General features: G+C 62.0%; 13 protein-coding genes. 9 read left to right on the top strand and 4 right to left on the bottom strand.

Features of this window, described 5'->3' with window-relative positions; translation table 11 throughout:
- Positions 1-105 precede the first annotated feature (105 nt).
- Positions 106-1,545: a metalloprotease TldD gene (gene tldD / locus QWI75_RS08845; RefSeq protein ID WP_289268331.1), complete on the bottom strand. Its 1,440-nt coding sequence runs from the start codon at positions 1,543-1,545 to the stop codon at positions 106-108.
- A 252-nt stretch (positions 1,546-1,797) separates the two neighbouring features.
- Here tldD and uppS point away from each other — a divergent pair, with 252 nt between their 5' ends.
- From uppS to QWI75_RS08810, 7 genes are all read left to right on the top strand, one after another.
- Entirely contained in the window at positions 1,798-2,598 is an 801-nt protein-coding gene (gene uppS, locus QWI75_RS08840) for an undecaprenyl pyrophosphate synthase (protein ID WP_289268330.1), read from the top strand.
- A complete protein-coding gene (locus QWI75_RS08835) occupies positions 2,595-3,482 on the top strand; it encodes a phosphatidate cytidylyltransferase (RefSeq protein ID WP_289268329.1) in 888 nt (295 codons plus the stop codon). Before uppS ends, QWI75_RS08835 begins: the two co-directional genes overlap by 4 nt.
- A 127-nt stretch (positions 3,483-3,609) precedes the next feature.
- A complete protein-coding gene (locus tag QWI75_RS08830) occupies positions 3,610-4,770 on the top strand; it encodes a 1-deoxy-D-xylulose-5-phosphate reductoisomerase (protein WP_289268328.1) in 1,161 nt (386 codons plus the stop codon).
- Positions 4,771-4,810: 40 nt separating this feature from the next.
- Positions 4,811-6,202: an RIP metalloprotease RseP gene (gene rseP, locus QWI75_RS08825; protein WP_289268327.1), complete on the top strand. Its 1,392-nt coding sequence runs from the start codon at positions 4,811-4,813 to the stop codon at positions 6,200-6,202.
- Between the two features lie 6 nt (positions 6,203-6,208).
- Positions 6,209-7,909, top strand: coding sequence for a proline--tRNA ligase (locus QWI75_RS08820; RefSeq protein WP_289268326.1), 1,701 nt, complete (start codon positions 6,209-6,211; stop codon positions 7,907-7,909).
- Between the two features lie 175 nt (positions 7,910-8,084).
- Complete coding sequence (locus tag QWI75_RS08815) at positions 8,085-10,409, top strand: GspE/PulE family protein (protein WP_289268325.1); 2,325 nt, start codon at positions 8,085-8,087, stop codon at positions 10,407-10,409.
- Between the two features lie 210 nt (positions 10,410-10,619).
- Positions 10,620-11,171, top strand: a complete 552-nt coding sequence (locus QWI75_RS08810) for a metal-dependent hydrolase (RefSeq protein WP_289268324.1) — start codon at positions 10,620-10,622, stop codon at positions 11,169-11,171.
- A 393-nt stretch (positions 11,172-11,564) separates the two neighbouring features.
- On the opposite strand, the gene QWI75_RS08805 is transcribed toward QWI75_RS08810, so the two are convergent.
- Complete coding sequence (locus QWI75_RS08805) at positions 11,565-12,023, bottom strand: hypothetical protein (RefSeq protein ID WP_289268323.1); 459 nt, start codon at positions 12,021-12,023, stop codon at positions 11,565-11,567.
- Between the two features lie 232 nt (positions 12,024-12,255).
- Between QWI75_RS08805 and QWI75_RS08800 the strand changes: the two genes are divergently transcribed.
- Positions 12,256-12,636, top strand: a complete 381-nt coding sequence (locus QWI75_RS08800; protein ID WP_289268322.1) for a hypothetical protein — start codon at positions 12,256-12,258, stop codon at positions 12,634-12,636.
- Between the two features lie 65 nt (positions 12,637-12,701).
- Here the strand turns inward: QWI75_RS08800 and QWI75_RS08795 are convergent, their stop codons facing one another.
- Positions 12,702-13,088 carry a PilZ domain-containing protein gene (locus QWI75_RS08795; RefSeq protein WP_289268321.1) on the bottom strand — a complete coding sequence of 129 codons (387 nt, stop codon included), beginning with the start codon at positions 13,086-13,088 and terminating at the stop codon, positions 12,702-12,704.
- Between the two features lie 135 nt (positions 13,089-13,223).
- Positions 13,224-13,538, bottom strand: a complete 315-nt coding sequence (locus QWI75_RS08790) for a tetratricopeptide repeat protein (protein ID WP_289268320.1) — start codon at positions 13,536-13,538, stop codon at positions 13,224-13,226.
- Positions 13,539-13,976: 438 nt separating this feature from the next.
- Here QWI75_RS08790 and QWI75_RS08785 point away from each other — a divergent pair, with 438 nt between their 5' ends.
- Positions 13,977-14,267 (top strand): hypothetical protein, encoded by a 291-nt coding sequence (locus tag QWI75_RS08785; protein ID WP_289268319.1) that lies wholly within the window; start codon positions 13,977-13,979, stop codon positions 14,265-14,267.
- The last annotated feature ends 306 nt before the right edge of the window (positions 14,268-14,573 follow it).

Genomic DNA, 14,573 nt, shown 5'->3' with positions numbered 1-14,573 from the left:
CTCCATTCGTCATACGTCACTCGTCAATCGTCATTCGGGGAAACCATGGCCCTTCCGCATTAGTGACGGATGACGCTTGACCTATCACGGTTGACGCCTCCTCATCTACGAGGCCTGCGTCCCGCCGACCGTCAGCTCATCGATCTTGATCGTCGGCAGTCCCACCCCGACCGGCACCGACTGGCCTTCCTTCCCACAGGTGCCGATCCCCTCGTCCAATGCGAGGTCATGGCCGACCATCGAGACCTTCGTCAGCACATCCGGTCCGTTGCCGATAAGGGTCGCGCCTTTGACGGGTTTGGTGATCCGACCCTCTTCGATCAGATAGGCTTCGCTCGCCGAAAAGACGAACTTGCCGCTCGTGATATCGACCTGTCCGCCCCCGAAGGAGACGGCGTAGAGCCCGCGTTTCACCGACCGCAGGATGTCCTGCGGATCGTCCTCGCCCGCCAACATGAAGGTATTGGTCATACGGGGCAGCACCACGCTCTGGTAGCTCTCGCGCCGGCCGTTCCCGGTCAGCGGAATTCCCATCAGCCTCGCATTGAGCCGATCCGTGATGTACCCGCGCAGGACGCCCTTTTCGATCAGCACCGTCCTGCTGGTCGGGGTTCCCTCGTCGTCCATGTTCAGCGACCCGCGGCGGAACGGCAGGGTTCCGTCGTCCACAATGGTGCAGAGTTCCGACGCGACCCTCGTCCCAATGCGGTCGGAAAACGCCGAGGTCTTCCGTCGATTGAAGTCCGCCTCCAACCCGTGCCCGACTGCTTCATGCAGCAGGATCCCCGGCCAGCCCCCGCCCAGCACCACCGGCATCACCCCCGCCGGCGCCTCGACGGCGCTCAAGTTCAAAATGGCCTGACGCGCCGCCTCTTTGGCATAACGCACGTAGCGATCCTGCTCCCGAAACCATTCAAAGCCAATCCGCCCGCCGCCACCGAAGCTCCCGACCTGACGATTTCCGTTTTCCTCCGCGATGCAGGTCACCTGCAGGCGGGCCAGGGGTTGCACGTCGCCGACCGCCAGGCCTTCATGGTTCACCACCATCACGATCTTGTATTCCATATTGATGGAGGCGAACACGTTTTTGATCCGCGGGTCACAGCGCCTTGCCTCCTGGTCGATGAGATTCAAGAGCGCCACCCGGTCCTGGGTCGCCACCTCCGCTACGGTCTGCTCAAGCGGATAGAGATTATGCGCCGGCTGCTGGCGATGGGTGACGGGGACGGGGCTGCCTCCCTGGGGAGAAGCGGCGATGTAGCGGGCCGCATCGGCGGCGATTTCAAGGTCCTTCTTCGTCAGCTCGTCGGAATAGGCGAACCCGGTCTTCTCTCCCGCCGTCGCCCGTACCCCGACCCCCTGTGAAATGCTCTTGGTGGCGCGCTTGACGAGCCCCTCTTCCATCGAGACCGACTCCGATCGAGTGGCTTCGAAGTAGAGATCGGCGTAATCGACCGCCGGCGCCTTGACCCGGGCCAGCGCCCGGAGCACTTCCTGCTCGGTCACGCCGAATTGGCTGAGATCCGTTTGCGGTTGTGTCGGCATGGCATTCCGTCTCGTGAAGAAATAATGTGAAAGGTGAGTATAACTGATGCGTTTTTGCCGGCGCAATGCGGAGTGGTCGCGACCGTCGCGGCGAAGAGGCTTGATCATCGTGCTCGGCCCGCCCGTGAATGGCCTGACTCTCAACCATGATGAACCGGCGCCAAGAGCTCCGGTTGTTTGACTTTTGTTCGGCTCCCCTTTAGACTTTGCCATCCCGCCACCGTTCGGTATAAATGGGAATCCTCCACCTTCATGATAGCCAACAGCGCCCCCGCCGGCACAACCGCCCTCTCCGATAGCGAACTGGTCGCGCGGCTGACGCCCGACACGTTGCCACGGCACGTGGCCATTATTATGGACGGCAACGGGCGGTGGGCGAGAGCCCGCGGTCTGCCTCGCATCGCCGGCCATTCGGAAGGCATCAAATCGCTCCAGGAAGTCATCGCGTTGTTTCTGGAATTGGGCATTCCGGCCCTCACGATTTACGCGTTCTCTCAAGAAAATTGGAACCGCCCGGCGACTGAAATCACGGCGTTGATGGGCCTGCTGGAACACTATCTGTCCACCGAGCAGGGGCGGTTGGTGGAGCGCGGCATCCGTTTGCGGACGATCGGCCGGGTGGAAATGCTGCCGCCCGGCGCGCTGGCTCGGCTGCGCGCCAGCGAAGCGGAATCGAGGCATTGCGACAAGCTGGTGTTGACCGTCGGGCTGAGTTACGGGGGTCGATCGGAAATCGTAGACGCCGTGCGCAAGATCGCCGCCGATTGCAAGACCGGACGCCTCCAGGCCGACGAGATCGACGAGGGGCTCTTCGAACAGTACCTCTCGACGACTGGTCTTCCCGATCCGGACCTGCTGATCCGCACGAGCGGCGAGTCGCGCATCAGCAATTTCCTGCTCTGGCAGTTGGCCTATACCGAACTCTACTTCACCCCCACCCTCTGGCCCGATTTTCGGCGACGAGAAGCCTTGCTCGCATTGATCGAATTCCAGCAGCGCGATCGCCGGTTTGGACGCATCAAGCCGTCCATGACGCCCTCTCCCGGCCGGTGAAGCAGTTGTCGCTCGAACGGTCGCCCGACAGCATCGGGGCATCGCCGGCCTCCGCCGCGGCGCCGCGGCGGTTCGATCCGCGACGGGTCTACGTCGCCCTGGCCTTCATTCCCATCTTCTACGCCCTGATTCGGTATGCTCCGCCGGCGGGACTCTTCCTGCTGGTGCTGCCGACCGCCCTGTTGGCGCTGGGAGAGTTGTACCGTCTGCACCTGGGCCCGCGACGGTTTCCGCCGGTCATGCGCTGCGGGTTCTTGGGCTTGGCGCTGCTATTGGCGGCGGTGCAATGGCCGGGTTTCCTAGACGAGCGGGCCGCCCTTGCCCTCTCCCTCCTCATGCTGTTGGGCGCCACATTGCTGCCGGGAGACGATCGCCGGACGATCCTTCCGGACATGGCTCTGGCCGGATTCGGGCTGCTCTATGTCGGCTGGACGCTCTCCTACGTCCTGAGAATCCGCTCGTTGCCCGAAGGGCTGTGGTTGATCTTTTTCCTCGTGCTGGTCACCTGGGCAGGCGACACAGGGGCTTACTACACAGGAATCTCACTGGGACGGCGGCCGCTGGCTCCCGCACTCAGCCCGAAAAAAACGGTGGAAGGCTTGATCGGCGGCTGGCTGTTTTCGGTTGCGGCGGCGCTCGCAGCATCCTACTGGTTCCTTCCGAGCTTCAGCCCGCTCCATGCCGTTGTTGCAAGCTTTTTGTTGACAGGAGCCGGCCTGATAGGCGACTTATCTGAATCGGCGCTGAAACGCAGCGCGGGAGTCAAGGATTCCGGTTGGTTGTTGCCGGGACATGGCGGCGTGTTGGATCGGATCGACAGTTTATTGTTCACCTCGCCGGTTTTTTACTATTATGTGGTCCTGACTCAGGGATCTCCTGCATGACAGCGTTCCGACGAGTTCACAGGGTCCCTGCTGTGCGTGTCGCCGTGGCGGTCGTCTCTACCATCCGCGCCGCCCTCACGCCGCCCCGTCCCGATCAGTCACATCCACTCCTGCAAAGGACAGTCCTATGAAAGAGATCGTGCTGCTCGGCTCGACCGGATCGATCGGGACGAATACGCTGGATATCGTGGACCGGTTTCCCGATGAGTTCCGCGTGGTCGGCCTCACGGCCGGCAGCAACGACGAGAAGCTGGAAGAGCAAATCCGCCGGTTTCGTCCGTCCCTGGTCGCAATGGCCGATCCCGCCGCTGCCGCCCGGCTGCGCGATCGCTGCCGCGACCTCACGGTGAAGATCCTGTCGGGCCCGGAAGGGGTCGCGGAGGTGGCGCGGGTCCCGGGACCGGCGCTGGCCATTTCCGCCATCGTTGGAGCCGCCGGCCTGCTCCCCACCCTTTCGGCGATCCGAACCGGCAAGCATGTCGCACTGGCCAACAAGGAACCCATGGTGATGGCCGGGCAACTGATGCGGGAGGAGGCGCAGGCCCGGGGCGTCCGCATTCTGCCGGTGGACAGCGAGCACAGCGCGATCTTCCAATCGCTCGAAGGCCATCGACGCGAGGATGTGCGGAAGATCGTCCTCACCGCCTCGGGAGGCCCCCTCTGGGAGATGTCGCCGGCTGACATGCAGGACGTGAAGCCGGAACGGGCGCTCAAGCATCCCAACTGGAAAATGGGCGCAAAGATCACGATTGACTCCGCCACGCTCATGAACAAGGGCCTGGAAGTGATCGAGGCCCGCTGGCTGTTCGACATTCCCGCCTCGCAGATCGAGGTGCTGGTGCATCGGGAGAGCATCATCCATTCCCTGGTGGAATATAGCGACCGATCGATCATCGCCCAACTCGGGCTCCCGGATATGAGGACCCCGATTTCGTACGCGATGAAGTATCCGGAACGGCTGGTGCTCGACCTGCCTTCGCTGGATCTGGCCGACATCGGCAAACTCACCTTCCATCGTCCCGACCACGATCGTTTCCCCTGCCTCCGGCTCGGGTACGATTCTTTGGCGGCGGGAGGGACCATGCCGGCGACGCTGAATGCCGCCAATGAAGTGGCGGTGGAGGCCTTCCTTAACGGCGGAATCCGGTTTGGAGAAATAGCGGAGATTATTCGCGCCACGATGGAATCTCACACCCGTCGTGAGTTAGAGTGTTTGGAGAACGCGCTGGAGGCGGATCGCTGGGCCAGAGAGAAGGCCCTGTCGCTCGTCACGGCGCTTGCGCGATAAGAGAGAACCGGGACGGACGAAGACAAGAGGAACCGAAACGATGCTGTCGGCATTCACATGGTCGCCGGATGCGCTGTGGGTCCTCATGCAGAAGGCCTGGTGGTTTTTGGTGGTCCTGGGCGTACTGGTGGCCTTCCACGAATTGGGACATTTCCTGGCCGCCCGGTGGGTCGGGGTCAAGGTTCTGAAGTTCTCCCTCGGCTTCGGTCCGAAATTGCTCAGCCGGCAAGTCGGCGAGACCGAGTATCTGTTGTCGGCCATTCCCTTGGGCGGATACGTCAAGCTGTTCGGAGAAGAGGAAAGCGAAGCCCTGACCCACGACGACCGCCAACGGTCGTTCGCGCACCAGGCTCTCTGGAAGCGGATGGTGATCGTGGCGGCCGGCCCCGGCTTCAACTTCATCCTCGCCTACTTGATCTTTGCCGGGTGGCTCTCCACCGGCTCGCCCCTCTTCGTCCCGACGTTCCAGGATTTGAGCCCCGACGTGGAAGCCGTGTTGCCGGACTCGCCTGCCGGCCAGGCCGGTATTCAGGTCGGCGACCGCATCATCCGCGTGAACGACCGCGATATTTCGACCCGCAACGAGCTGTTCGACGCGGTCGCCAAGAGCAACGGCAAGTCGCTGACCCTGGATCTCCGCCGCAAGGGACAGGTCAAGACCGTGGTGCTCACGCCCGAGCCGGTGCCGGGCCAGGAGCCGGGCGGCGACGAACCGGCGTTCCGGATCGGCGTCGAGGATCCGGCTCCGGTGGTTACCGGCGTCATGGCCGGTTCCCCTGCGACCGCGGCGGGGTTTCAACCGGGCGACCGCATTCTTCGCATCGACGGACAACCGATTTATTCGTGGGTCCAGATGACCGGGATTGTCAAAGAAAGTCCGGATAAATCCCTTCGCGTCGATATCGATCGGGACGGCGCGCCGGTCACGTTGACGGTGACGCCCGCGCCGGAGAAAACGACGGTCGGCGGCAAAGAGACGGTGATCGGCAAGATCGGAGTGTCCGGACCGGGGCGGTCGTTAATGCGCGCCTCCAACCCTCTGCAGGCGGTCCTCTACGGCGTGCAGGCGACGTGGGGCTGGACGGAACTGACCACCGTCGGCATCTATAAAATGATCGTCGGCGAAATATCGAGCAAAAACATCGGCGGTCCCTTGACCATCGCTAACATCTCGGGTGAAGCCGCCACGCAGGGCGCCTCCAGCGTCGTATTTCTGATCGCGATCCTGAGCATCAACCTGGGCGTGTTGAACCTGTTGCCGATCCCGATTCTCGACGGCGGCCACCTCTTCTTCTTCATGCTCGAAGGCATTCTCCGCAAGCCGCTCGGGGAGCGGCAACGCGAGATCGCCCAGCAAGTGGGGCTGGTCCTCCTGGTCGGCATCATGGTGTTTGCTTTTTGGAATGACCTCGAACGGCTGTTCCTGCGTTAGGTGTGCATGCGCGTCTCCCGTGCCCTGATCCCCACCCTTCGCGAAGATCCCGGAGAAGCCGAAACGGTCAGCCATCGGCTGATGTTGCGGGCCGGGCTGATTCGCAAAGTCGCCGCCGGCATCTATACCTATCTGCCGCTCGGACTCCGCATCATCCGGAATATCGAGGCGATCGTCCGCGAGGAAATGAACCGGGCCGGCGCCCAGGAAATTTTGATGCCGATCGCTTCCCCGGCGGAATTATGGAAGGAAACCGGCCGCTGGGATTTTTATGGCAAGGAACTGCTCCGGTTCAAGGACCGCCACGAACGCGATTTCTGCCTCGGCCCGACGCATGAGGAAGTGGTGACGGACCTCTTCCGCCGCGAAGTCCGCTCGTACCGGCAACTGCCCGTGAACTTTTACCAGATCCAGACCAAGTTCCGGGACGAGATCCGGCCCCGCTTCGGCCTGATGCGGGGGCGCGAGTTCATCATGAAGGACGCCTATTCCTTCGACCGCGATGAAGCCGGCGCCAGGCTCAGTTACCAGAAGATGTACGACGCCTACACGCGCATCTTTACGCGATGCGGCTTGACCTTCCGCGCGGTCGAGGCGGACACCGGCCTGATCGGCGGCACCTCCTCCCACGAGTTCATGGTGCTGGCCGACACCGGCGAAGAAACCATCGTCTACACCGAGGGAGGCACCTATGCGGCCAACGTGGAACGGGCCGAGCTGTTGCCGGAGCCGGAGGCGCCGCCTGAGCCCCAGCAGCCGCTGCAAGCGGTTCCGACGCCGCAGGCTTCCACGGTCGAGCAGGTCACGGCGTTGCTCAGGATTTCACCCCGGCAGTTGGTGAAGACGTTGCTGTATTCAGCCGGGCATGAAACCGTGGCCGTGCTGGTCCGCGGCGACCACGAGGTCAATCCGATCAAGCTCGCCCGCCTGTTGGGTGTGGTGGAAACCACGATGGCGGCCCCGGACATCGTCACCTCCGTCACCGGCGCGCCCGTCGGGTTCGCCGGTCCGATCGGGTTACGGAATATCCGGATCTTCGCCGATTACGCCGTCAAGAATGTCCGGAACATGGTCGTCGGGGCCAACAAGGCGGAGACGCACTACCTCAACGCCAACTGGGACCGCGACTTCACGGTGACCGAGTTCGCCGACCTGCGCAACGCCCAAGCCGGCGATCCCTCTCCGCGCGGCGACGGCCCTCTGCGAGTCGTCAAGGGCATCGAGGTGGGGCATGTCTTCATGCTGGGAACCAAATACAGCCAGGCCATGAACGCCAGGTACCTGGACCAACAAGGGCAGGAGCAGTTGGCGGTCATGGGCTGTTACGGGATCGGGATCGGGCGGACCGCCGCTTCCGCCGTCGAGCAAAACCACGACGCGAAAGGCATCATCTGGCCGCTGCCGATCGCCCCGTTCCACGTGCTTCTCCTGCCGCTGAGCCCGTCCGAGGCCGTGACCAAGAAGGCCGAGGAGCTGTATCAGCAACTCACCGAGGCCGGGGTCGAAGTCCTGTGGGACGATCGGGATGAACGGGCCGGCGTCAAATTCAACGACGCCGACCTGATCGGCGTGCCCTTCCAATTGCTCATCGGCGACAAGAACCTGGCGCAAGGCCTCGTCGAGTGGAAGGAACGCAAGACCGGCCAGGTACAGAAGCTCGCGCCCGAGCAGGTCCTGGCGCTCGCCTCCGGCCTCGCCGCACGATAATCTCCGCGCGAATGGTCGCGAGAACGCATTCTACTTGCCTTCGGACCCGATTCCGCTAGACTGACCTCTACGCGCACATGAGCGCGCCCATCAGGTCGCTCTGTCCGTCGCATGCTCGACGCCCCAGGACCTGACCACCGCCACCGCAGGGTACGACGGCACGTAACGGTCACGCATGACGATCCCGTCCAAGGCCACTTCGAGCGCCCCGGGCGAGCTTCAGAAATCCGGCCAGGGAGACCTGGTCAAGCGCATCGCCGCGAAGATTTCAGCCGCTCCGGACCTCGACGAAATCCTGCTCGATCTGCACAAAGAAATCCTGACGCTGTTCGAAGCCGAGGACCTCACCCTCTACGCCGTCGATACGGACAAGAAGGAGATCTATTCCAAGACGCCGAACCTTCAAGCCGAAGAGATCCTCCGGCTGCCCATCAACGAACAGAGCCTCCCCGGCTTCACCGCCAAGTATCTCCGCCCGGTCAACATCGTCGATGCGTACAATCCTATCGAGCTCAGCAGCATCCACGCCTCGCTGTCCTTCGACCCGACCATGGACAAGAAGACCGGGTTCCGGACCAAGCAGGTGCTGACCTACCCCATCGTCGCCGAGAATAAGTATCTGATGGGCGTCATCCAACTGCTCAACAAACGAACCGGCTCAAAGTTCACCAGAAAGGACGAAGAGTACGCGGGAGAGATCGCCAAGGCGCTCGGAGCCTCGCTCCACAGCCATCGCACCCGTTCCAAGAAGCCGCCCGCCAAGTTCGATTATCTGTTGACCACGGCCCGCATCGCGCAGAACGATCTCGACAACGCCCTGGCCGAAGCCAAGAAAGGCCACCAGGATCTCGAGTCGATCCTGATCGAGAAATACAAAGTGCCGCGCGCCGACCTGGGAAAGTCGCTCAGCCAGTACTATAAGTGCCCCTACATCGAGTACAGCGAACGGACGATCGTGGACGTCGAGCTGCTGAAGAACCTCAACGTCGACTACCTCAAAAATCATCACTGGATGCCGTTGAAGCGCGACCGGCTGTCGATCGAAATCCTCACGGACGATCCCAGCGATCTCGACCGGGTGCAGGACATCAAGCGCACCTTCCCCGGCTTGAACATCCGGTTTGCCGTCAGCCTCCGGCGGGACATCGCGCAATTTCTGTCGAGCACCACCGGCCAGAGCGAGGCGGCCAAGCCCGCGTTCGCCGAGGGCAACATTTCCGACATTCTGGGCGAGCTGGTCAGCGAAGCCCAGGAGGAGGCCGCCCAGGAGAGCGGCGGGGGCGGGCTGGATGAGAACGACAGCGCAATCGTACGCCTGGCCAATCAAATCATCTTTGAGGCGTATAAGGCCGGCACCTCGGACATTCACATCGAGCCGTACGGAGAGAAGCGCGACACGGTCGTCCGCTTCCGCGTGGACGGCAGTTGCTTCGAGTACATGAAGATTCCGCCGAGTTACCGCCGCGCCATCGTGTCCCGCCTGAAGATCATGGCCAGCCTGGACATCGCCGAGCGCCGCAAGCCGCAGGACGGCAAGATCAAGTTCAAGATGGGAGCCGACAAGGAGATCGAACTGCGTGTCGCCACGATTCCGACAGCCGGCTACAACGAAGACGTGGTCATGCGCATCCTGGCCGCGAGCGAACCGTTGCCGCTCGAAAAGATGGGCTTTTCGGAGCGGAATCTGCGCGAGCTGAAGGACATCGCCGAGAAACCCTACGGCATCGTGCTCTGCGTCGGCCCGACCGGCTCCGGAAAAACCACCACGCTCCACTCGGTGCTCGGCTACATCAACACGCCCGACATCAAGATCTGGACGGCGGAAGACCCGGTCGAAATCACCCAGATCGGGTTGCGCCAGGTTCAAGTGCAGCCGAAGATCGGCTTTACGTTCGCGGCCGCCATGCGCGCCTTCTTGCGCGCTGATCCCGACGTCATCATGGTGGGCGAAATGCGCGATAAAGAAACGGCGGACATCGGCATCGAAGCCTCCTTGACCGGGCACCTCGTGCTCAGCACGCTGCACACGAACAGCTCGGTCGAAACCGTCACCCGGCTGCTCGACATGGGCTGCGATTCCTTCAGCTTCGCCGATGCGATGTTGGGCGTACTGGCCCAACGGTTGACGAGACGCATCTGCAAAGAATGCAAGGAAAGCTATCGCCCCGACGAGGCCGAATACGCCGAACTGCGGGAATGTTACGGCACGGCGCTGTTCGACAAGAATGTGGGCGTGAAGTATGACGCGGGTTTCAAACTTTGGCGGGGGAAGGGGTGCGACGCCTGCAATCGGAGCGGCTTCAAGGGTCGGATCGCCTTGCACGAACTCCTCCTCGGGACCGACCGGATGAAGCGGCTGGTCCAGGCCAAAGCCAAGACGGAGGACCTGCTTAAGGCCGCCATCGAAGACGGCATGACCACGCTCGTGCAGGACGGTATCGAAAAGGTCCTGCAGGGGCAGACGACGTTCAAAGAAGTGAAGGCCGTGGCCATCAAATAGTTCGCCTCTCTATTCCTCCACCGCCGATTCGATTCGGACAAGCACTCCCACAGACCTGCTCGGCACGGACCATCCCCGGGTCCTTGGATGCTCCTGCCCATAGAGCGTCTCACGCACCGAATCAAGACCGGCAGAGGGCCAGCCAGCGGAATCGGATTCCCTGTTCCCGGGAGGATCGATATAATGCGCGGCATTCACTCGTGAGGTTTCATGGCATCGGCCTTTGCACATGCGGCAGCAGCCTCGGCGTTGGGGGTCGCCGCGGGAATTCCGTTTCAAGCCCGGCGTGTCTGGATACTGGGCATCGTCTGCTCCATCCTGCCGGATCTCGATTCTTTGGGATTCTTACTGGGGCTTCCCTATGAACACGTGCTGGGCCATCGAGGCGTGACCCATTCGCTCCCCTTTGCCGCGGTGCTGGCATGGATGGTTGTGCGAGGGCTGTTTCCGCAGGCGGCCGGTTCCTTCCGACTCCGGCTCTACCTCTACTTTTTTCTCTGCACCGCATCGCACGGCCTCCTGGACGCCATGACCGACGGGGGCCTGGGCGTCGCCTTCTTTGCGCCGTTTCATAATGACCGTTATTTTGCTCCCTTCCGCCCGATTGTCGTGTCTCCGCTGGAACCGCACAAATTCTTTTCCCGACGGGCCCTGGGTATCCTGCGCAGTGAGTTCATCTGGGTCGGTCTTCCCTCGCTCGGTCTTGCCGTCCTCGCGCAGATATGGCGCTTGGCGATGGACCGTTCGCGATCACGGAGCTGATTCGTAAAGGTTGAGGTCCAGGCTGAGGTTAAGAAACGGACGGGAGGAAAAGGACACGTGCGATCGAATGGTGCCGTCTGAAGGCCGGGACACTAGCCCGCATTATTCATGAACGCTTCTGCTGTTTAGGCCCATTGCAACAGAAGAGCAATGGGCACCCCGATTCGCCGCTGCGACAGAGCCTAAAGGCGGGCATGCTCGCCGCTCAGTCCCTCGACGTACTGTTTCAAGTACGCCTTGGTCCTTCGCGGCTGTGCTTGCCCGTCTCGCTTGGCGACTGCGCGATTTCGCCACGAATCGTCATGAATAATGCGGGCTACACAGGTCCATACAACATCTGCGTCGAACGGGAGGAGCGGCCAAGAACGGACCGCGGCGGTCTCCCTTCATCCGTCAATCAATAATCTCGACTTTTTTCCCCAATGCCTTGGCGCGCTTGAGACAATCCGCATCGATGGCGGCGCAGCGCAGCGCATCCAGCTCGGCTTCATCCACGATTTCGACCTTTTTCCCCTGTTGCTTGGCTGACTTTAAACAGGCGGTATCCGTGGCGACGCACTTTACGGAATCGGCAGGCTGGGGGGCATCCACCATGACGACCTTTTTCCCCTGCTCCTGAGCGCGCGTAAGGCACTCGCGGTCCGTCGCGACACATTGGACCGTCTCTTCGGTCTTGTTGATCGCCTTGTCAATCGCTTGATCCACCCGCTGATTCATGCGATTTTCCGCCTTCTGCTTGGCGCTGTCGGTCGCGCGGTCCAACAGCCCGTCCAGGAGGCTTCCCGCCTGTCCCTCGGCAGTGCCCATCAGGCACAACAACAAGACCGTGTAGCTGATTTTCCGGTACCACATGGCTTCTCCTTTCTACTCTGTCCGCTCCTCCCTGATCCGCCTGTGCTCGACCATGGTCCTTGTACCATAGTCTTGTGGATTGAATCAGCATCCCTCCCGACACGACCACGTCCCCGTCCTCATCGTCCTATAAGGCCTTCGGCTGGGCTCGCTTGCCTTTCCGGACGATCCCGTGCAAGCTCTCCCCGTTTGTGTTTCCGCGTTTCCCTCTTTCAAACGGGCGAGTGGACCGATGGGGCGTGCCGTCAAGCTGTTCCTGCTGGCCAACCTGTTCTCACTGGTCATCGCCGGTCCGGCAAGCGCAGCGGGCGACCAGGCCGACCTGTTTCATCGCATCGAGGCCATGTGGCAGGACACCGATCCGGTCCCCCACGAGCATTGCCTCTCGTTCATCGTCAAGGCCTGGGCGGATCAATTGCTCCGCGGCCGCATTTCTCCTCACGATTGCGTCGCGTTCGCGGTTCGCGAGTATCGGAAAGGGGACCATGAACAGGCCCTGGGCTGGCTCCAAGCCGGCCTTTGCCCGAATCGAGAAGCTCAACAACAGCTCGTGCGCCAGGCACCGGCCGTGTTTCAGTTTCTCCTGACCACTTATGGCACACAGGTGCCCTAGCCTGTACGCCCGGGACCAGCGGCAATACGAAGGAACATGGAACCCGATTGATCGTTAGACGGCTTTTACTTGGCAGGCTGAGAGTTCAGGGCAAGGTATTTTCTGAGGCGAACTTCCGTCGCGCGAGACACCGACAGAAACTCCACCCCGAAGGTCTGGCCGTTCGCCCAGCGCACCGTCGCCATGTCCACCGTCGCGGGGGAGGCCTGTTTCGGCAGGTTGAGCCGCAGCGCCACCCGGTCTCCCGGCTTGATCGGCGTTTCCGTCATCACCTTGGCCCCTCCGATCGATACGTCGAACACGACACCCAATCCATCGCGGTCCTGCGAAAACCACCGCGCCAGCCCGCGGCGTGACAGGGCGCAGGCAAACGGCGCCGGCACACGAACCCGGCGATGGCGGCGGGCATCCACGACGGTCCCTTCAATCTCCAACTCAAAGGCAGGCTCCATGCGTCTCCTCCTGGTTCAACAGACTCTATCCCAGAAGGGGCGCGCCGTGAATCAATTTTCGCTTCGTCACACCTCCTCCAGACACAGGCATCGGCGATCTGTCCGCCGGATACGGAGCCAGCGTGCCAAGCCTCATCACCCCATCGCCTGAAGCAACGCCCGCATGTCCGGCACCAGATCACCGCCGCCGTTGGACCGGCCGGAGAGGGCCGCATCGATTCCCGCTCGCAGGACAGGCTTGGCCTCTTCCCTCCGGCCCAGCGCGATCAACGCCTTGCCCAACGCCAGGTGAGAGGCCACATGCACCGGGTCCAGTCTGACCGCCACCTGCAGATGTTCGACCGCTTCTTCGAGATTTCCCTCTTGCAACAGCTTATTGCCCAGTCCGTATCGCCCGAGAAACCCATTGGGCTGTTTCGCGACCATTTGCCGAAAGGCATCCATATCCATGGCATCTCCTTCATATATCTCGACGTTGCCCGTGCATCGCCGCTTGTCGCGAACCAACGAGTGGAAGATTGTATCACCGCCGAGGAAACGCACTCCAGGATGAACCCCGCGGCCGATTCCCGGGACGCCCCCTGTTTGACTCTGCCCTCCCCACATGATAGCGTTACTCACTGGATACGCCTCGATGAGTGCCCTACGTCTCACGCTTCCTGTCGGCGACTCGACGTGCTCGCGTGACTGATCGTCTCGTGCTCGTTCGCTGCGGCCTATCTGATCCATCTGATCCCGGCATATGTCCTCTCACATAGATGGCTCTACGACCCCACTGGACCCTGTGTGCGGGTGCGCCTACGGTGCAGGCTCCAAGACGATCATATCGGCCGGCCAGGCAAGGGCCCTATTCACCTCGAACGGGCTAACCAAAGGAGCGCAAAGCGTATGCCGATGATGAACGTGGAGCCGGTCGCGACGCTATCGGATGGCTCGGAACTGCTGATCAGCACGGAATTCGGACGAGACCGCCGGTTTACCTGCGCGTTGTATGTGTCGAACCCGTCCGAGTCGGGAGTACGCGGCATGCGAATGGTGTCCAGCTATCACGAAGCTGCTACCTGCTTGGAAGCCCAACACCATGCCTACGGGCAGGCTCAGCGGCTGTATCCCCATCTGGCTGAGGCCATGCGAAAGCCCCCTTACTTGATCTGGAGAGGTCCTCACCTTGTCTCGTAACCACCAATTGAGTCCAGGCATGCCGCATGCCCAACGACCTGTCCACAGAGGAGGGACGAGCCATGCCTTTGCAGTCTTGGCGCAGAAATCCAGCACGTAATGCCCGAATCCATCGGCCGGCCGTCAAGATCAGTTGGCCTCAGGTCGGACTTCCCGATCCTCCGGAACGCCAGCCCCCCTCGATCGAGGAAATTCGGCGGCAATGTCTGGCGCTCTCGACGCATGGACTCACCTGCACGACGGCTTCGGAACCGGTCCAGAAATCGCCCGCAGGGCCCACACGGCCTGCCGGCATCGAACCAGCAA

The organism is Nitrospira tepida, assembly GCF_947241125.1.
GTDB lineage: Bacteria > Nitrospirota > Nitrospiria > Nitrospirales > Nitrospiraceae > Nitrospira_G > Nitrospira_G tepida.
The sequence above is the reverse complement of the archived record's forward strand: the minus strand, read 5'-3'. Positions and strand labels throughout refer to the sequence as shown.